Source organism: Microbacterium sp. PI-1, from assembly GCF_004337555.1.
GTDB lineage: Bacteria > Actinomycetota > Actinomycetes > Actinomycetales > Microbacteriaceae > Microbacterium > Microbacterium aurugineum.
The window spans coordinates 85,416-104,412 of the sequence record NZ_SJYZ01000012.1; the positions used below are offsets into that span (position 1 = coordinate 85,416).

An 18,997-nucleotide genomic window follows, 5' to 3' on the forward strand; every position below is an offset into this window, starting at 1 on the left:
CATGCCGGTCCGACGCCTCATCGTCAGCGCCCACAACGGCGTGCACGCCCGTCCGGTGGCGGAGCTGGTGCGCCTCGCGCAGTCGCACGGCGCCCCCGTGACCCTGCGGACGGAGGACGGCACCACCGTCGACCTGAGCAGCGTGCTGGCCGTGATGGACCTCGGCATCTCGTCCGGGGATGCCGTGGTGCTCGAGACGACGGCCTCCGACACCGCGGAGGCCGTCCTCGATCAGCTCGCCGAGGTGCTCGCCCCGCGGGGGTGACGGCGGTCAGCCGTCGATCACGGCGACGAGCTCATCGAGGAACGCCTCGAACGTCGACCCCCGACGGACGATCCGCTGCACGCTCTCGCGTTCGCTGAACACCTCGACCAGCTGCTCGAACACCGTCTGGAACGCCGCACGGTCGCTCTCGCTGAACGCGGCGAGCGCGACGACCTGCACCCGGCCGTCCCCCCAGGCGGCCGAGCCGTCCGCCACCCCGATCGCGATGGCCGTGCGGGTCGCGGTCATCTGCAGCGCATGCGGGACGGCGAGCGCATCGGTGAACGCGGTCGATGACATCCGCTCGCGCACGATCGTGTTCTCGATGTAGTCCTCACCGATGAGCCCGGCCTGCACCAGCAACCCCCCGAGGCGGCGGATGATCGCCTCTTCCCCCTCGTCCGGCAGCGGGAACACGTAGGCGTCCGCCAGGAAGTAGCGGGCGAGCTCGCCGCGGAGGCGGGTGAGCCGTCGTCCGCGGCGCACCCGGGCGGCGGCCTGTTGGATCCGGTCGACGTCGGCATCGGTCAGGAACGGCTGGATCCGGACGAAACGGTCGCCCGCCTGACCCGGCTCGATCGTGCTGAGCACGAGGTCGGTGTCGAAGGACGCCCAATCGGGGTCGACGTTGGTCACGACGGTGGTGACCTCGATCGCCGACCCCAGCGAGCGGTCGACACTCGAGCGGAGCAGCTCGTGCAGCTCGTGATATCCGGGGCAGACGATCGTGGCCGTGAGGATCGACTCGGCCTTGCGGCTGCGCTCCAGCCTCCCGCCCACGTGCATCGCGATGTACGCGATCTCGTCGTCGTGGATGGGCGTCCCGACGCGGTCGTGAAGGCCGCTCGCGATCGACACCGCCACTTCGAAGATCATCGGATAGGTGGTCTTGAGCGAGCGGGTGAGCGGGTTGCGCGTCAACGCGCTCTCCTCCGCTCGTCGCAACAGGTTCTGCACGTGCAGCGCGAGCCGGAGCACGAACGTCTCGTCGACGAGGTCCACCTGGAAGTCCTCGGCGGCTCTGCTGATCTCCGCACGGACGGCGGCCTCGACCGCGGGGTCCACCCCGCTGCGTGCCACCTCGCGGGTCGCGGCCTCCCCCGGCGCGACGATGCGGGTCAGGACGAGGGAGGCGAGGTGACCGCTGTCGCCCTCACCGAGCACGACTGCGAAGTGCTCGGACGCCAGCCGGGCGATGACCGCACCCACCCGGGGGATCTCCTCCCGCGCACCGGCCGGTGAGGAGTCGAGCGCGTGTCCGGCGGCGACACGCTCCGCCGCGATGGCGATGTGGAGGAGGACGTCGGCGATCGCGAGCTCGTTCACGTAGTAGCCGAGCTCGCCCAGCTCCCGGACCAGCGCGGACTTGAAGGGACCCACCGCGCTGGCGGCGACCGCGGACCCGGAGAGGGCACGACGGAAGGTCTCGGGGTGGAAGGAGGCGTCGTCCATCTCGTCGTGGGCGAGTCGGCTGAGAAGACGTCGTTGCGCGGCCTCGTCGCCGCGGAGTCGCACGTTCTCCCGGTCGCGCTCGAGCACGAGCTCGGTGCCGTCGAGCAGACCCCGCACGCGGACCAGGTCCGCTTCGAGGGTGGCCTCGCTGACGTGGAGTTCGTCTGCGGTGTCGAACACGTCGATCCCCGCCGGCACATCCAGAAGCCGCCGCACGAGCGTGTGCAGACGGTCACGGGGTGCGGATTCCCCGGCCTGTCGCCTCCGGAGCGCTCCACGAGCCCCGGGTCCCGCGCGGTAGCCCGCCGGAGAGGACTCGATCACGTCGGCACCGGGCGACCGCGCGTTCAGAGCGGCGACGTAGGAGCGGATGCTGCGCGGGGTGACTCCGAGCAGATCGGCGAGGCTGCCCGCCGTCGCCCAGCCTTCTTGTCGCAGCAGCACGGCGAGGAGCTGGTCCTGACGCTGGCGCGACATGAGCCTTCCCTTCCCGCGTGCTGACCGCACTGTCTCGACGTGGTCTCCATGATGTCAGCTTGCCGACGCGCTCGGGCGGAAGGCGCTGTTCCGCGGGGGCGGAAAGGAACGTGTTGGCGCAGGATCCTTCCGGTTCACAGACTGTTCTCAGGAAGGTGGGAATCGATGAGGATCCTCGTGGTGTGCGGCGCCGGCGCGTCGAGCACGTTCGTCGCACAGCGGCTCCGGAGTGCGGCGGCGACGGCCGGCCTCGGCTGGGAGGCGACGGCGGGGATGGAGAGCTCCGTGTCGGACTCCGATGTCGACCTCGTCCTCGTCGGCCCTCACCTGGGCGACCGGCTGGAAGCCATCCGCGCCCGTGCGCACGCACCCGTCGCGGTGCTCCCCGGGGACGTCTTCACGGACCGGGACGGCTCCCGCACCCTCGTCTACGCCCGATCGATCCTCGCCGCCGCCGGCGACACCCCGAAAGGAACATCATGACCGCCACCCGCACCGTCCGGATCGGCTCCTCCCACGGATTGCACGCCCGCCCGGCGAAACTCTTCGCGCAGGCGGCGAAGGACTCCGGCGTCGCCGTCACGATCGCCAAGGATTCGGGCAAGCCGGTCAACGCGGCGAGCATCCTCGGTGTCATCGCCCTGGCGGTCGAGTACGGCGACTACGTGACGCTCACCGCCGAGGGCGACGGTGCCGAGGGCGTGCTCGACACCCTCACCGAGCTCCTCACCACAGACCATGATCAGGAGGCCGCCGGATGAGCGAGCTGCGGGGTGTGGGGATCGGTCTCGGGGTGGCACAGGGACCGGTCATCCGCATGTCCGAAGCGATGCCCGCTCCGGAGAACACGCCGAGCACCGCCGGAGCAGACGCCGAGCGCACCCGTGTGCACGAGGCCGTCGCGACCGTCGCCCGGGAGTTGAACGAGCGCGGCCGGACCGCAGGAGGCTCCGCTCAGGAGGTGCTCGAGGCCCAGGCGATGATCGCCGAAGATCCGACACTCCAGGACGAGGTCGACACCCGCATCGATGCCGGCGCGACCGCCGAGTGGGCCGTGCACGACGCCTTCGCCGGCTTCCGCGCGACGCTCGAGGCCGTCGGCGGCTACCTCGGCGAGCGCGCCGCCGATCTCGATGACATCGCTCAGCGTGTGCTCGCGCACCTCCGCGGCGTCGAGGCGCCCGGTGTCCCGAACCCCGGGCACCCGTTCGTCCTGGTCGCACGCGATCTCGCCCCGGCCGACACCGCCCTGCTCGACCTGGATCAGGTGCTCGCACTGATCACGACCGACGGCGGGCCCACCTCGCACACCGCGATCCTCGCCCGGGAGAAGGGCATCGTCGCAATCGTGGGCGTCGCGGACGGTGCGCAGCTGGTGACGGGTGAGACGGTGATCGTGGATGCGGCCGCGGGCGTCGTGACCCGCGAGCCCACCGACGAGCAGAAGAGCCGCGCCACGGAGCGCGCGGCCGCCCGTCGTGCAGCCGACGCCGCTCCGCTGACTCCCGGCGCCCTCGCCGACGGCACGCCTGTCGCGCTGCTCGCGAATCTGGGGAAGCCCGCAGACGCCGCGGATGCGGTCGCTCGGGGGGCCGAGGGCGTCGGGCTCTTCCGCACCGAGTTCCTGTTCCTCTCCTCGGCTCAGGCGCCGACGGTCGCCCAGCAGCGCGAGTCCTACCGCGAGCTGCTGGCCGCGTTCCCCGGCAAGAAGGTCGTGGTGCGGATGCTGGACGCCGGTGCGGACAAGCCCCTCGCCTTCCTCAACGACGCCCACGAGGAGAATCCTGCGCTGGGGCTCCGGGGCCTTCGCGCCCTGCGAGCGAGCGAGGACATCCTCCGCGAGCAGCTGACGGCCCTCGCCGAGGCGGACGCCGAGACCGAGGCCGACCTCTGGGTGATGGCCCCCATGGTCGCCACCGTCGAGGAGACCAGGTACTTCACGGATCTCGCCCGCGAGTACGGGCTCACGACGGCCGGCGTCATGGTCGAGATCCCGGCGAGTGCTCTGCTCGCCGACCGCGTGCTGGCGCACGCCGATTTCGCCTCGATCGGCACCAACGATCTGACCCAGTACACGATGGCGGCGGACCGCATGCTCGGCTCCGTCGCCGGCTTCCAAGACCCCTGGCATCCTGCCGTCCTGCGCCTCGTGCGCGAGGTCGGTGATGCGGGAGCGCGTCTCGGGAAGCCCGTCGGCATCTGCGGCGAAGCGGCGGCGGACCCTCTGCTGGCGGTCGTGCTCGTCGGGCTCGGCGCCACGAGCCTCTCGATGGCCCCGTCCGCGCTGGCCGACGTGCGACACGCACTCTCCGAACACACCCCGTCCGAGGCGCGGAGCCTCGCCGAAGCCGCCCTGGCCGCTGACGATGCCTCCTCCGCCCGAACCGCCGTGGCGACGCTCGCCGCGGAAATCACCCTCCACAAGAAAGAGACGACATCATGACGACGACGTCACCTGCCGCCACGAGAACCGGCGGCGTCCGCGTAGGAGTGCAACGCTTCGGCACGTTCCTCTCGGGCATGATCATGCCCAACATCGCGGCCTTCATCGCCTGGGGCTTCATCACGATGCTCTTCATCCCGAAGGGCTTCTTCGGGGCCGAGAGTCCCTTCGGCTGGCACTGGGCCGGCGTCGCCGAGATCATCGGCGGTGGCGGCGACTCCGCCGTCCTCGGCTGGCAGGGCGCGATGACGGCCGTCACCGAGAGTGCCGACGGAAACGTCCTGGCCTACGTCGGCCTCGTCGGCCCGATGGTCACCTACCTGCTCCCGCTGCTGATCGCGAACACCGCCGGCCGCATGGTCTACGGCGAGCGCGGCGGAGTGGTCGCCACGATCGCGACCGTCGGCGTGATCGTCGGCACGAACATCCCGATGTTCCTCGGCGCCATGATCATGGGGCCGATCGCCGCCTGGATCATGAAGCAGGTGGACCGCCTGTGGGACGGCAAGATCCGCCCGGGCTTCGAGATGCTGGTCAACAACTTCTCGGCGGGCATCCTGGGCATGATCCTCGCGATCGTCGGGTTCTTCGCCTTCGGGCCCGTCATGCTCGGCATCAGTGCCGTGCTGGGGACAGCCGTCGACTGGCTCGTCACGCTCAACCTGCTGCCGCTGGTGTCGATCATCGTCGAGCCGGCGAAGGTCCTGTTCCTGAACAACGCCATCAACCACGGTGTGTTCACCCCGCTGGGCATCGAGCAGGCCGCGGAGACCGGCAAGTCGATCCTCTTCCTCATCGAGGCGAACCCCGGGCCCGGGCTCGGCCTGCTGCTGGCATTCACCTTCTTCGGCGTGGGCGCTGCGAAGGCCTCGGCCCCCGGAGCGGCGATCATCCAGTTCTTCGGCGGTATCCACGAGATCTACTTCCCGTACGCGCTGAGCAAGCCGACCACGATCCTCGCACTCATCGCGGGTGGCGCAGCCGGTGTCACCACGAACATGGTCCTCGGCGGCGGCCTGGCCTTCCCCGCGGCCCCCGGCAGCATCATCGCGGTGACCGCCGCGGCCATCGGACCCGGTGTCGGCAACCTCCTCGTCGTGTATCTGTCGGTCATCGTCGCCGCGACGGTGACGTTCCTCATCACCGGCGTCATCCTGCGGGCCTCGCGCAAGCGCGACCTCGAAGCCGAGGGCGATTCCTTCGGTGCCGCGATCGCACAGACCGAGGCGAACAAGGGCAAGTCGTCGGCCGCGATGGATGCACTGCGTACCTCGACGGCGACGACGGCCTCCGCAGCCGCCCCGAGCACCACCGCGGTCGCGACCACTCCGATCGAGCGCATCGTCTTCGCCTGCGACGCCGGTATGGGCTCCTCCGCCATGGGCGCGAGCGTCTTGCGGAACAAGCTCAAGAAGGCGGGCATCGAGGACATCACGGTCACCAACCAGGCGATCGCCAACCTCGACGGCACGGCCGACGTGGTGATCACCCAGCAGCAGCTCACCGAGCGCGCCACGGCCAAGTCGCCGGACTCGGTCCACGTGTCGGTCGACAACTTCATGAACTCGCCCAAGTACGACGAGGTCGTGGACATGGTGCGCGAGCAGCGAAAGGAAGCAGAATGAGCGTTCTCACCCCCGAACAGGTGCGCATCCATCCCGGAAGCGCGACCAGGGACGAGGCCCTGCAGGAGGCGACGGACATCCTCGTGGCCGCCGGAGCCGTCACCCCGGCCTACGTCGACGCGATGCGACAGCGCGAGGAGACGGTCTCGACCTTCATGGGCAACGGACTGGCGATCCCGCACGGCACCAACGACGCGAAGGACGCGATCCTCGCCTCCGCGCTGTCGGTCGTCCGCTACGACGGCGGGGTTGACTGGTCAGGCGATCCCACGACATTCGTGATCGGCATCGCCGGCGTCGGCGACGAGCATCTGGAGATCCTCTCGCGCATCGCGATCCTGTTCTCCGAGGAGGATGACGTGGCTCGGCTCTCCGCCGCTCAGACACCGGAGGCGCTCTACGCCCTCCTCTCGGAGGTGAACGAGGGATGAAGGCGGTCCACTTCGGGGCCGGCAACATCGGTCGCGGTTTCGTCGGTCTGCTGCTGCGCCAGGGAGGCTACGAGGTCGTGTTCTCCGACGTCGCCGATGCCCTGGTCGACGCGATCAATGCGACCGCCGAGTACACCGTGCACGAGGCCGGCCCCGGAGGGACCGATCACGTCGTCACCGGCTTCCGCGCCGTCAACAGCCGCACCGATCCGGCCGCCGTGGCGGAAGAGGTCGCCTCGGCCGATGTCGTCACGACCGCAGTGGGTCCGACCGTGCTGCGGTTCGTGGCACCGTCGATCGTGGCGGGGTTGGCTCTCCGCTCCCCCGATGCCGCGCCGCTGCAGGTCATGGCCTGCGAGAACGCCATCGGGGCCACCGACCTGCTGCGCCGCGAGGTCGTGGCCGCGGCCGGGGCTGATGCCGACCTGCTGCTCGCGCGCGCCGTCTTCGCGAACACAGCGGTCGACCGCATCGTCCCGGCACAGCCGGCGGACGGCGGCGTCGACGTCACGGTGGAGCCGTACTACGAGTGGGCCATCGAGGCCGGCCCGTTCGGCGGCGCGCTGCCGAACATCCCCGGTGCCCACTTCGTCGACGACCTGGCGCCGTACATCGAGCGCAAGCTCTTCACCGTGAACACGGGGCACGCCGCCACCGCATACTTCGGCGCACGCACGGGTATCGAGCGCATCTCGGATGCCCTGGCCGACCCGGCGATCGCCTCGAGCGTCTCGGCCGCGCTGGAGGAGACCTCGGCAGTCCTGGTGGCTGAACACGGGCTCGACCCCGCTGACCTGGCCGCCTATCGGGCCACCATCCTGGACCGCTTCCGCAATCCCGCGCTCGTCGACACCGTGCAGCGCGTCGGCCGTCAGCCGTTGCGCAAGATCTCGCGACACGAGCGCTTCATCGGACCCGCCGCGATGGCTGCGGAACGCGACCTGCCGGCGGATGCGCTCGTCGCCGCCGTCGCCGCCGCGCTCGAGTTCGATGACCCCGCCGATGAGCAGTCGGTCGAACTGCAGGCGCTGCTGCGCACCGAGGACGCCACGGCGTTCACGACACGCACGACGGGACTCGATCCCGAGCACCCGCTGTTCCCTCGCGTGCGCGACGCCGTGGTGGACCGGCAGCAGCACCTCCGGCCCGACTGATCCACGGATCTCGACGCCCCCGCCCACCGGATACGATCGGTGGACGGGGGCGTTTTTTCGAGCACAGCGACGTGCGGGGAGCATCATGAACAGATATGCCGTCATCGGGGCGGGACCATCGGGGTTGGCCGCAGCGCGTGCGCTCCACCGGCGCGGTATCGGGGTCGACGGGTACGAGGCGTCCCACGGCGTCGGCGGGCTGTGGGACATCACGAACCCGCGCAGCACGATGTACGAATCGGCGCACCTGATCTCCTCCCGCACCACGACCGAGTTCTCGGAGTTCCCGATGCGCACCCGGGTCGACTACCCCGGCCACCGCGTGCTGAAGGAGTACTTCCAGGAGTACGCCGACCGCTTCGGGCTGACCGACCTGTTCCGGTTCGAGACCACGGTCACGCGTCTCGAACCGCGCGACGGCGGGTGGGACCTCACGAGCAGCGGCCCCGACGGCGAGGAGACCCGTTGGTATGCCGGGGTCGTGCTGGCGAACGGCACCCTCGCGGAACCGAACGTGCCCTCGTTCCGCGGCGAGTTCACCGGCGAGCTGCTGCACACCAGCGCCTACAAATCCCCGGAGATGCTCCGGGGCAAGCGGGTGCTGCTCATCGGCGCGGGCAACTCCGGCTGCGACATCGCGGTGGACGCCGTGCATCATGCCGACTCGATCGATATGAGTGTCCGCCGCGGGTACTACTTCGTGCCGCGCTACCTGTTCGGCAAGCCGAGCGACACCCTCAACCAGGGGCGCCCCCTGCCGGCGCGGATCAAGCAGGCTGTCGACAGCCGCGTGCTGCGTGCGTTCACGGGAGACCCCGTGCGGTTCGGATTCCCCCGGCCCGACTACCGCATCTACGAATCTCACCCGATCGTGAACACCCTCATCCTCAACCACCTCGGGCAGGGCGATCTGCGCATCCGTGCGGACATCGATCGGTTCGACGGGAAGACCGTGCACTTCCGCGACGGGGGTTCGGACGAGTACGACCTCGTGCTGCTGGCGACCGGCTACACCCTGGACTATCCGTTCGTGGATCGCGAACACCTCCACTGGCGCGGCGCCTCGCCTCGGTTGTTCCTCAACGTCTTCCCCGCTTCCTTCAACGGGTTGTACGTGATGGGCATGATCGAGGCCTCCGGGATCGGCTGGCAGGGCCGGTACGAACAGGCCGATCTGCTCGCGACCTACCTCGACGCCGCAGAGCACGACCCGGCGCGGGCCGCACGCTTCCGCGACCGCGTGACCGGCACGGCGTGGCCGGACACCTCCGGCGGCTATCACTACCTCGGCCTCGACCGGATGGCGTACTACGTCAACAAGGACGCCTATCGCAGCGCGGTGCGACGCGAGAAGAGCGCACTGGAGGCCTCGGCATGAACATCGACGACGTCGTCCTGTCGTTCACGCCCGGCACGCTGACGATCCTGAACGTGGTGTTGGGGCTGATCATGTTCGGCATCGCCCTCGACACCTCGCCACGCGACTTCCGTGTGGTGGCGAAGCACCCGAAGCCGTTCGTGATCGCGATCCTCGCGCAGCTGCTCCTGCTGCCCGTCGCGACGTTCCTGCTGACCCTCGTGCTGCCCATCCCCCCGTCGATGGCGTTGGGGATGATCCTGGTCGCGTGCTGCCCGCCCGGCAACATCTCGCAGGTGCTGACACATCGTGCCGGCGGCAACGTCGCGCTCTCGGTCTCACTCACCGCGGTCGGGAACCTCATCTACATCTTCGCGATGCCCCTCAGCATCACGTTCTGGGCTTCCCTGCATCCCACCGCCAGCGCCCTGTTGCGCGATGTCTCGCTCGACCCCTGGCGGATGCTGCTGGAGATCTTCCTCATCATCGGTCTCCCCTTCGCGGTGGGACTGCTCCTCCGCGCGAAAGTGCCGGGGATGAGCGCGCGGGTGCAGCCGTTCGTGAAGTGGTTCAGCCTGATCGCCCTGCTCGGGTTCATCGTGGCGGCGCTCATCGGCAACTGGGCGGTCTTCGTGCAGGTCCTGGGTGTCATCCTGCTGGTCGTCGCCGTCCACGACGCCGTCGCGCTCGCACTCGGCTACGGCACCGCCGTCGTGGGCGGCCTCGGCACCCGTGAGCGCAAGGCGATGACGTTCGAGGTCGGCATCCGCAACGCCGGCCTCGGTCTGGGCCTGGTGTTCCTGTTCTTCGACGGGCTCGGAGGCATGGCCGTCGTCGCGGGCTGGTGGGGCATCTGGGACATCATCGCGGGTCTCGTGCTCGCCGGGCTCTGGGCCCGCCACACGCGACGCCGCACCGGGACGACGACCGGAGACAGCAGCGGCCGCGCACCCATCGAGGCCGCCTGATGTCGCGGGTGCTCATCACCGGCGGCGGAGGCTTCCTCGGGTCGCATGTCGCCGAGGCCCTCGCCGCGCGCGACGATGTCGAACTCGTCGTCGCCGCGGACCTGCGCCCGGGCACGCCGCGCGACGGCATCATCGACGAGACACTGGATGTGACCGATCCCGCCGCCATCGCTCCGACGCTCCGGAAGCACCGGATCGACACCGTCGTGCATCTGGCGGCGATCGTCAATCCGGGTCGCGACGTCGCCCTCGAGTACCGCGTCGACGTGACCGGCTCGGCCAACGTCCTCGCCGCGTGCGTGGACGCCGACGTCCACCGCATCGTCGTCTCCAGCTCCGGCGCCGCCTACGGCTATCACGCCGACAACCCGGACTGGATCGAGGAGGACCAACCGCTGCGGGGCAACGACGCCTTCCCGTACGCACGGCACAAGCGTCTGGTGGAGGAGATGCTCGCCGAGTATCGTACGGCCCACCCGGAGCTCGAGCAGGTGGTCTTCCGCATCGGCACGATCCTCGGTCCGTCCGTGCGGAATCAGATCACCGCGCTCTGGGACGCAAGGCGGATCCTTCGCATCGCCGGTTCGGATTCCCCGTTCGTCTTCGTCTGGGTGGACGACGTCGCCGCAGCGATGGTCCGTGCGGCGACGGACGGCCCGCCCGGGATCTTCAACGTCGCCGGGGACGGACGCATGACCGTGCCGGAGATCGCGGCTCGGCTGCACAAGCCCGAGCTCGTGGTCCCCGCGGGGGTGCTGGCCGCAGGTCTCCGGATCGGACGGACGCTCCGCCTCACGGAGCACGGACCGGAGAAGGTGCCTTTCCTCCGCTATCGGCCGGTGCTGGCGAACGGACGTCTGAAGCGCGAGTTCGGATACACACCGCGACGCACGACCGCTCAGGCTTTCGAGGAGTACCTCCGCACGCACCCTGCCGTCGCCGGCGAGGGCCACGCCGCGGAGTAACGTTGACGCGTGGAGAAGACTCGTGGCCGTCGCATCCTGAAGCGCGTTCTGTGGAGCCTGGCGATCGTGGTGGTGCTCGCCGTCGGCGGCGTCGTCGCGTGGAGCCAGATCGGTGTCATGGCCGCGGAGCCCGAGCCGCTCGCGGCGGTGCAGGAGAACCCGCAGATCACGGTGACGGATGCCGATCAGGGCATCGTGCTCGAGCCGGTGGACGGCGAGTCCGACGTCGGGCTGGTCTTCATCCCCGGGGCCAAGGTCGACCCCTGGGCCTATGCCGCCATCCTCCAGGGCCTCGCGGAAGACGGTGTCACGGTCGTGATCACCCGCCCCTGGCTGAATCTGGCCTTCTTCGACCCTCGGGGCCTCGATGCCTTCACGTCCGCCGCTCCGGAAGTCGGTGTGTGGGCCGTCGGAGGACACTCGCTCGGTGGTGTGCGCGCCTGCCAGCTCGCCCCGGACGCCGATGCGCTGGTGCTGTTCGGTTCCTACTGCGCCAACGACCTCTCGCAGAGCGGGCTCCCGGTCCTGAGCATCTCGGGCAGTGAGGACGGCCTCTCGACGGCGGACAAGATCGCCGATGCACGCGATGAGCTCCCTGCGGATGCCGAGATGGTCGAGATCGACGGCGCCTCTCATGCCTCGTTCGGCGACTACGGGCCGCAGGACGGCGACGGCATCCCGACGATCTCCTCCGAGGAGATGCATGCGGAGGTCACGCGCCTGGTCGACGACTTCCTCGCACCGCTCGCCCCCTGAGCCTCAGCCCGCGAGGCCTGACGCGTCCGATCAGATGTCGAAGCCCTCGGCGATCAACTCGACGAGCTCTTCCCGCTCCTCGACCGGGAGGAAGGCGGCTGCGGCGGCGTTGAACTGGAACGTCTCGAGGTCGTCGAGGTCGTACTCGAAAGTCTCGACGAGCAGCGCGAGCTCGCGCGTGAGCGACGTGGCGCTCATGGTGCGGTTGTCGACGTTCACGGTCACGGAGAACCCGAGCTGGTACAGCAGGTCGAACGGGTGATCCGCCAGCGTGTTGCCCCAGGCCGCGATCGCCCCGGTCTGCAGGTTCGAGGACGGCGACAGTTCGAGCGGGATCTCGCGGTCGCGGACCCACCGGGCGAGGTCGCCGAACTGCACCTGCACCTCATCGCCTTCCTGCGTCACGACCTGGAGGTCCTCGGCGATGCGGACGCCGTGGCCCAGTCGCAGCGCACGCCCGTCCAGCAGAGCCGAACGGATCGACGCGAGCCCCGCGGCCTCTCCCGCATGTACGGTCACCGGGAAGAACTTGCCGGCGAGATAGTCGAACGCGGCGCGATGATTCGACGGCGGGAAGCCGTCCTCCGGCCCCGCGATGTCGAACCCGACGGCGCCGCGACCGCGGAAGTCGACCGCCAGCTCGGCGATCTCCCTCGCCCGATCGGTGTGGCGCATGGCCGTGATCAACTGGCCGACGCGGATGCTCCGACCATCGCGGTCGGCGGCGTCCTCGCCCTCTTCGATGCCCTGCTGCACCGCTTCGACGGTCTGTTCGAGCGTGAGTCCACGGGCCTGGTGCTGCTCCGGAGCCCAGCGCACCTCGCCGTAGACCACACCATCGGCCGCGAGATCCTGGACGAACTCGCGCGCGACGCGCGTGAGCCCTTCCGGGGTCTGCATGACGGCGGTCGTCAGATCGAAGGTCTTGAGGTACTCCACCAGCGAACCCGAGTCGCTCTGCTTCGCGAACCAGGCGCCGAGCGCCGCGGGGTCGGACTTCGGGACCTCGAGGCCGATCGCGTCCGCGAGCTCGATGATCGTCGCGGGGCGCAGGGCACCGTCGAGATGATCGTGCAGCGACACCTTGGGGAGGCTCCGCAGGGAGACGCCCTGCAGCGTGACATCGCCGTTCGCGTCGATCGACATGGTGATCCTCCTCCGTCGCGGATGTGCTCAGTTCAGGCTAGCGGTCCGCGGTCACGCCGTGATGCGCTCGCGCACGATGGGACCGGCCTCCGGCACCTCGCCACCGATCGCCCAGGCGCCCTCGAGCGCTTCGATCGCGCGGGGGAAGCGGGCCTCGTCCGCCGCGGACAGCGTGAAGAGCGGCTGCCCGGCGGTGACGCGGTCCCCCGGCTTCGCGTGCAGGTCGATTCCCGCCTCGAAGATCACGGGGTCCTCAGCCCTGGCACGCCCCGCCCCCAGTCGCCAGGCGGCGACCCCGAACGGGAGCGCGTCCAGGCGCGTGAGCACACCGTCTTCCGGGGCGGTGACGACGTGCGTCTCGCGTGCCGTGGGCAGCGGGGCGTCGGGGTCTCCATCCTGCGCGCGGATCATCGCCTTCCAGGTGTCCATCGCGCGCCCGTCGTCGAGGGCGGCTTCCACGTCGGCATCCGGCTGTCCGGCAAGTGCGAGCATCTCCCTCGCCAGGGCGAGCGTCAGCTCCCGCACGTCGGCGGGACCACCGCCGGCGAGGATCTCCACCGACTCGCGGACCTCGTTGGCATTGCCGATCGCGAGTCCGAGCGGGACGTTCATGTCGGTCAGGAGCGCGGTGGTCGCCACGCCTGAATCGGTGCCGAGCGCGACCATCGTGCGGGCGAGCTCGCGGGCACGATCGATGTCCTGCATGAAGGCGCCGGAGCCGAACTTCACGTCCAGGACCAGCGCGTCCGTTCCCTCCGCGATCTTCTTCGACATGATGCTCGAGGCGATCAGCGGAATGGCTTCGACGGTTCCGGTGACATCGCGGAGCGCGTACAGCTTCTTGTCGGCGGGGGCGAGCCCCGAACCGGCGGCGCAGATGACCGCGCCGACGTCGCCCTGCATCTGGGCGAACATCTCCTCGTTGCTGAGCGCCGCGCGCCAGCCCGGGATCGACTCGAGCTTGTCGAGCGTGCCGCCCGTGTGACCGAGTCCGCGGCCGCTGAGCTGCGGGACGGCGACGCCGAAGGCCGCGACGAGCGGCGCGAGCGGAAGCGTGATCTTGTCCCCGACGCCGCCGGTGGAGTGCTTGTCGACGGTCTTCTTGCCGAGGGAGGCGAAGCTCATCCGCTCCCCCGAGGCGATCATCGCGTCGGTGAGCACGCGGATCTCGTCACGCTCCATCCCCCGCTGGAAGACGGCCATCGCGAACGAGGCCATCTGCGCGTCCGAGACGTAGCCGCGCGTGTACGCGTCCACCATCCAGCGCAGCGCGGCCTCGGGGACCGCGCCCCCGTCGCGCTTGGCGCGGATGACATCCACCGCGTCGAAAGGCTCCACCGTCGTCATCGTGCGTCCTCCAGGTCGCGCGGCCCGAACGCGTCGGGCAGCACCTCATCGATCGTGCGGATGCCGGAGACGGTCTCGAGCAGCATCCCGGGCATCGCATGCTCGAACAGCAGCTGACGGCAGCGGCCGCACGGCATGATCGTCTGCCCTTCGTTGTTCACGCACACGAAGGCGACGAGCTGGCCGCCACCCGACATGTGCAGGTCTCCGACGAGCGCGCACTCCGCGCACAGCGTCACCCCGTAGGAGGCGTTCTCGACGTTGCACCCGGCCACGATCCGCCCGTCCCCGACGAGAGCGGCCGCCCCCACGCGATAGCGCGAGTACGGCGCGTACGCCTTCGTCATGGCTTCCGTGGCGACCTGGCGCAACTCATCCCAGTCGATGTCGGTCATTGCGATACTTCTCTCTTTCCCCGCAGGGCTAGGACTTGATGTACGGCTTGCCGTCGGCGGCAGGGGCCTTGATCTGTCCGGCGAACCCGGCGACCGCGAGCAGAGTCACAACGTACGGCAGCATGAGCATGAACTCGCCGGGGATCGGCGTTTTCAGGATCGAGAGCAGGTTCTGCAGGTTCGTGGCGAAACCGAACAGCAGGGCCGCGAGCGTCGCACGGATGGGATCCCAGCGCCCGAAGATCACGGCCGCCAGGGCGATGAAGCCGAGACCCGCCGTCATCTCCTTACCGAACTGCGGCACCGAGACGAGGGTGAAGTACGCGCCACCCATGCCGGCGATCGCGCCGGCCAGCAGCACGTTCCAGAAGCGGGTCGGGTTCACCTTGATGCCGACGGTGTCAGCCGCCTGCGGGTGCTCTCCCACGGCGCGGACGCGCAGGCCCCACCGCGTGCGGTACAGCCCCCACGCGACGACGGCGACGGTCACGAACATCAGGTATCCGATGAAGGTCTGGTTGAACAGCACGGGTCCGATGATCGGGATGTCGCTCAGCAGCGGGATCTCCACTCGGGGGAACCGCACCGGCGTGTTCAGCGCCTCCTCGTTCGGCGCGAGGAGCGCGCCGTAGAGGAATCCGGTGAGACCCGTGACGAGCACGTTCAGCACCACACCGACGATCACCTGCTCGACGAGGTACTTGATGGCGAACGCGGCGAGCACGCTGGCCACCAGGACGCCACCGACCATCGCGCCGATCAGCCCGACGAACGGGTTGCCGGTGATGCTGGAGAGCAGCGCGGCGGAGAACGCCCCGAGGAGCAGCTGTCCTTCGATCGCCACGTTGACGACGCCGGCACGTTCGCCGATCACCCCGCCCAACGCACCGAACACGAGCGGCACCGACAGGGACACCGCTCCGAACAGCAGGCTCGTGACGGGGACCAGTCCCCCGGCGGACGCCCAGACGAGGAACGCGAACACGGCGAGCACGCTGTAGGCGATGACCAGCCAGAGGGACGGCGGCCGGTAGATCCAGGCTCGGAGGAACGCCCCGACCGTCAGAACCACCAGGATGCCGAACACGACCCAGAAGGTCGATGCCGTGGGCAAGGCGACATCCGGGAGGCCGAGCGCCGCCGAAGGGTCCGAGAGCCGGAACGTGCTGATGCCGTCGCGCGGCACGGTGAGGAACAGCAGGGCCAGCAGCGCGGTGGCGACGGCGAGGACGATCGGCGCCTTGAGGTGCCGCTCCTTGACGGTCTCGAGCTGGACGGCGCCGCCTGCGGACACGGTCTGAGTGAGGGACATCATGCGGCCACCGCCTTCTTCGCAGCCTTGGCTCTCGCCTTGGCGGCCTTCTCCGCATCGGTCTTCGGCAGGAAGAACACCGAGCGCAGCAGCGGCGGCGCAGCGATGAACAGCACCACGAGCGACTGCACGACGAGGACGATGTCGACCGGGATGTCCTGCGCCTGCATCGAGAACGAGCCCGCCTTGAGCGCGCCGAACAGGATGCCGGCCGCGAACGTGCCCCACGCGCGGCTGCGGCCCAGGAGCGCGACCGTGATCGCGTCGAACCCGATGCCGGCGTCGATGGTCTCGGTGACGCCCGTCGTGACCGCCCCCTGGATCTGGTTCATCCCGGCGAGGCCCGCGAGCCCCCCGGCGAACAGCATCGCGTACACGTAGACGCGCTGCACGCTGATACCCGCGGCGCGCGCGGCATGCGGGTTCTCCCCCACGGCGCGCATGCGCATGCCGAGCGAGGAGCGCTCGATGAGCCACCAGACGAAGAGCGTCGCCACGATCACGATCACGAAGCCGAGGTCCAGCAGCGGGAACTGCGGCCCCAGCAGCGTCGGGAACTGCGCGCTCTCGGGCGTCGCCGAGCCGAGCGCCTGGTTCGTGCCCGGCTTCTGCAGCAGGCCCGGCGTGCGGATCATCCACAGCAGCAGGTAGTACGCGATGTAGTTGAGCATGATCGTCAGGATCACCTCGTGCGCACCGGTGCGCGCCTTGATGAGTCCTGCGATCGCACCCCAGAGCGCACCGCCCGCGATACCGGCGATGAGGGTGACCGGGATGTGCAGCCAGATCGGCAGGTCGAGCGAGAACGTGAACAGGGCCGCGACGGCGACGCCGATGAGCATCTGACCGCGGGCACCGATGTTGAACAGCCCGACGCGGAACGCCAGAGCGACGCCGAGACCTGCGGCGATGAGCGGGGCGGCGAAGCCGAGGGTGTTGGTCAGCGGCCGGATCTGCGCCGCGAAGTCGGCACCCCTCGCGTTGAAGATCGCTCCGCGGAACAGCGCCTCGTAGCCGTTGTACACGGCGTTCCAGGCGGCGACGAAGGTGTCACCGGGCTGGGCGAAGAAGTAGACCGAGGCCGCCTGCACGTCTTCGTTGGTGACGGCGATGAGGATGCCGCCGACGATGAGCGCCAGCACGATCGCGAGGATCGTCGTCACGGCGTTGCCGCGGAGGATCTCCTTGAGGATGACGTTGCCGCGCGGAGGCGGGGGCACGTCGGACGGGTCGCGCGGAACCGTGCCGGTGCTCGTCGCGAGCTCCTGCGGCGGGATGCCCTTGGTCACATCTCCTGCGCCGGGTGTCGCTCCGCTCACGCGGCCACCTCCCCTTCGGCCGCTCCGGCCATCATGAGTCCGAGCGTCTCCCGGGGCGTGTCGCCGGGGACGATGCCGACGATCGTGCCGCGGTACATGACCGCGATCCGGTCGGCCAGAGCCGCGACCTCGTCGAGCTCCGTGGAGACGACGATCACCGGAATGCCGGCATCCCGCGTCTCGATGATCCGTTTGTGGATGAATTCGATCGAGCCGACGTCGACGCCGCGGGTCGGCTGCGCGGCGACGAGCAGCCGCAGGTCGCGGCTCATCTCACGGGCGATGACGACTTTCTGCTGGTTTCCGCCCGACAACGTGCCTGCTGCCGTCTCGGGCCCCTGGGTGCGGATGTCGTACTCGGTGATGCGCGCACGGGCGAACTCGTCGAGCGCGGCGCGGCGGAGCGTGCCCGCGCGACTGAACGCCGGATCGTCCGAGCGGTCCAGGATGAGGTTCTCGGCGACGGAGAAGCCGGCGACCAGGCCGTCCTCCGTGCGGTCCTCCGGCACGAACCCGACCCCCGCGTCGAGGATCGCACGCACGCTCCGGCCGACGAGCTCCTTGCCGTCGAGGGAGATGCTGCCTTCCACGCGGGCGGCGAGGCCGACGATGGCCTCCACCAGTTCCGTCTGGCCGTTGCCCTGGACACCCGCGATCGCGAGGACCTCGCCCGGGCGGACGGAGAAATCGATGCCGTCGACGACGATCGCGCCGGTGGGCGTGAGGATGCGCAGTCCCGAGACCTCGAGACCTCCTTCGCCGAGGCGCGGCGGATCCTTCTGGACCGTGAGCTCGACGGCCCTGCCCACCATGAGGGAGGCGAGTTCGGCGTTGGTCGCGGTGGGCGATGCCTCACCCACGACGCGTCCGAGCCGGACGATGGTGATCTTGTCGGCGACCTCGCGCACCTCGCGCAGCTTGTGCGTGATGAACACGATCGCCGTGCCCTCGTCGCGGAGCTGACGCATGATGTTCATCAGCTCGTCGGTCTCCTGCGGCGTCAGCACGGCGGTCGGCTCGTCGAACACGAGCACCTTCGCATCGCGCGAGAGCGCCTTGATGATCTCGACGCGCTGCTGCACTCCGACGGGAAGGTCACCCACGAGCGCGTCCGGGTCGATGTCGAATCCGAAGCGGGCCGCGACCGACCGCACGTGCTCTCGCGCCTTCGCGATGTCGAGCGTGCCGAGGGCTTTGGTCTGCTCGTGGCCGAGCATGACGTTCTCGGCGACCGTGAAGACGGGAACGAGCATGAAGTGCTGGTGGACCATGCCGATCCCCGCCGCCATCGCGTCACCGGGTCCGCGGAAGCGCTGCACCTCGTCATCGAGGAGGATCTCGCCCTCATCCGCCTGATACAGGCCGTAGAGGACGTTCATGAGCGTGGACTTGCCCGCGCCGTTCTCGCCGAGCAGCGCGTGGATCTCGCCGGGTTCGACCACCAGGTCGATGTGGTCGTTCGCCACGAGGCTGCCGAATCGCTTGGTGATGCCGCGAAGTTCGAGCTTCATATCTGCACCTTATCCAGAAGAGTCATCCAGGAGAATCATCGTCCGTCCACGGCACGGGGCGAGTGGCAGCCTGC

The 18,997-nt window shown here is 69.4% G+C and carries 18 protein-coding genes; 11 read left to right on the top strand and 7 right to left on the bottom strand.

Features of this window, described 5'->3' with window-relative positions; genetic code table 11:
- The first annotated feature begins 1 nt into the window (after position 1).
- Complete coding sequence (locus E0W80_RS11745) at positions 2 to 265, top strand: HPr family phosphocarrier protein (RefSeq protein ID WP_131492678.1); 264 nt, start codon at positions 2 to 4, stop codon at positions 263 to 265.
- A gap of 6 nt (positions 266 to 271) precedes the next feature.
- Here E0W80_RS11745 and E0W80_RS11750 read toward each other — a convergent pair whose 3' ends face one another.
- Positions 272 to 2,194, bottom strand: a complete 1,923-nt coding sequence (locus E0W80_RS11750) for a PRD domain-containing protein (protein WP_131492680.1) — start codon at positions 2,192 to 2,194, stop codon at positions 272 to 274.
- 165 nt (positions 2,195 to 2,359) lie between these two features.
- Between E0W80_RS11750 and E0W80_RS11755 the strand changes: the two genes are divergently transcribed.
- The 10 genes from E0W80_RS11755 (at position 2,360) to E0W80_RS11800 (ending at position 11,893) form a co-directional block, all read left to right on the top strand.
- Positions 2,360 to 2,677 carry a hypothetical protein gene (locus E0W80_RS11755; RefSeq protein WP_047523580.1) on the top strand — a complete coding sequence of 106 codons (318 nt, stop codon included), beginning with the start codon at positions 2,360 to 2,362 and terminating at the stop codon, positions 2,675 to 2,677.
- Complete coding sequence (locus E0W80_RS11760; RefSeq protein WP_047523581.1) at positions 2,674 to 2,955, top strand: HPr family phosphocarrier protein; 282 nt, start codon at positions 2,674 to 2,676, stop codon at positions 2,953 to 2,955. Before E0W80_RS11755 ends, E0W80_RS11760 begins: the two co-directional genes overlap by 4 nt.
- Positions 2,952 to 4,637, top strand: a complete 1,686-nt coding sequence (gene ptsP, locus E0W80_RS11765; RefSeq protein ID WP_131492682.1) for a phosphoenolpyruvate--protein phosphotransferase — start codon at positions 2,952 to 2,954, stop codon at positions 4,635 to 4,637. Before E0W80_RS11760 ends, ptsP begins: the two co-directional genes overlap by 4 nt.
- Positions 4,634 to 6,262: a PTS mannitol transporter subunit IICB gene (locus E0W80_RS11770; protein WP_131492684.1), complete on the top strand. Its 1,629-nt coding sequence runs from the start codon at positions 4,634 to 4,636 to the stop codon at positions 6,260 to 6,262. The genes ptsP and E0W80_RS11770 overlap by 4 nt, the downstream gene beginning before the upstream one ends.
- Positions 6,259 to 6,693 (top strand): PTS sugar transporter subunit IIA, encoded by a 435-nt coding sequence (locus E0W80_RS11775; protein ID WP_047523583.1) that lies wholly within the window; start codon positions 6,259 to 6,261, stop codon positions 6,691 to 6,693. The genes E0W80_RS11770 and E0W80_RS11775 overlap by 4 nt, the downstream gene beginning before the upstream one ends.
- Entirely contained in the window at positions 6,690 to 7,847 is a 1,158-nt protein-coding gene (locus E0W80_RS11780) for a mannitol-1-phosphate 5-dehydrogenase (RefSeq protein ID WP_131492685.1), read from the top strand. Before E0W80_RS11775 ends, E0W80_RS11780 begins: the two co-directional genes overlap by 4 nt.
- An 85-nt stretch (positions 7,848 to 7,932) precedes the next feature.
- Complete coding sequence (locus tag E0W80_RS11785) at positions 7,933 to 9,225, top strand: NAD(P)/FAD-dependent oxidoreductase (protein WP_047523589.1); 1,293 nt, start codon at positions 7,933 to 7,935, stop codon at positions 9,223 to 9,225.
- Positions 9,222 to 10,172: a bile acid:sodium symporter family protein gene (locus E0W80_RS11790; RefSeq protein WP_131492687.1), complete on the top strand. Its 951-nt coding sequence runs from the start codon at positions 9,222 to 9,224 to the stop codon at positions 10,170 to 10,172. Before E0W80_RS11785 ends, E0W80_RS11790 begins: the two co-directional genes overlap by 4 nt.
- On the top strand, positions 10,172 to 11,137 hold the full coding sequence (locus E0W80_RS11795; RefSeq protein ID WP_131492689.1) for an SDR family oxidoreductase: 966 nt from the start codon (positions 10,172 to 10,174) through the stop codon (positions 11,135 to 11,137). The genes E0W80_RS11790 and E0W80_RS11795 overlap by 1 nt, the downstream gene beginning before the upstream one ends.
- 9 nt (positions 11,138 to 11,146) lie before the next feature.
- Positions 11,147 to 11,893 (top strand): alpha/beta hydrolase, encoded by a 747-nt coding sequence (locus tag E0W80_RS11800; protein WP_165875445.1) that lies wholly within the window; start codon positions 11,147 to 11,149, stop codon positions 11,891 to 11,893.
- A gap of 30 nt (positions 11,894 to 11,923) precedes the next feature.
- On the opposite strand, the gene E0W80_RS11805 is transcribed toward E0W80_RS11800, so the two are convergent.
- Genes E0W80_RS11805 through E0W80_RS11830 form a run of 6 tightly spaced genes read right to left on the bottom strand, consistent with a single transcriptional unit; the run spans position 11,924 to position 18,923 of the window.
- Positions 11,924 to 13,039, bottom strand: coding sequence for an adenosine deaminase (locus E0W80_RS11805; protein WP_131492691.1), 1,116 nt, complete (start codon positions 13,037 to 13,039; stop codon positions 11,924 to 11,926).
- Between the two features lie 51 nt (positions 13,040 to 13,090).
- Entirely contained in the window at positions 13,091 to 14,386 is a 1,296-nt protein-coding gene (locus E0W80_RS11810) for a thymidine phosphorylase (RefSeq protein ID WP_047523596.1), read from the bottom strand.
- On the bottom strand, positions 14,383 to 14,781 hold the full coding sequence (locus tag E0W80_RS11815; protein ID WP_047523598.1) for a cytidine deaminase: 399 nt from the start codon (positions 14,779 to 14,781) through the stop codon (positions 14,383 to 14,385). The genes E0W80_RS11810 and E0W80_RS11815 overlap by 4 nt, the downstream gene beginning before the upstream one ends.
- Before the next feature lie 28 nt (positions 14,782 to 14,809).
- Positions 14,810 to 16,093, bottom strand: a complete 1,284-nt coding sequence (locus E0W80_RS11820) for an ABC transporter permease (protein ID WP_131492735.1) — start codon at positions 16,091 to 16,093, stop codon at positions 14,810 to 14,812.
- Positions 16,093 to 17,412 (bottom strand): ABC transporter permease, encoded by a 1,320-nt coding sequence (locus E0W80_RS11825; RefSeq protein ID WP_047523602.1) that lies wholly within the window; start codon positions 17,410 to 17,412, stop codon positions 16,093 to 16,095. Before E0W80_RS11825 ends, E0W80_RS11820 begins: the two co-directional genes overlap by 1 nt.
- Entirely contained in the window at positions 17,409 to 18,923 is a 1,515-nt protein-coding gene (locus E0W80_RS11830; RefSeq protein ID WP_047523603.1) for an ABC transporter ATP-binding protein, read from the bottom strand. Before E0W80_RS11830 ends, E0W80_RS11825 begins: the two co-directional genes overlap by 4 nt.
- Between the last annotated feature and the right edge of the window lie 74 nt (positions 18,924 to 18,997).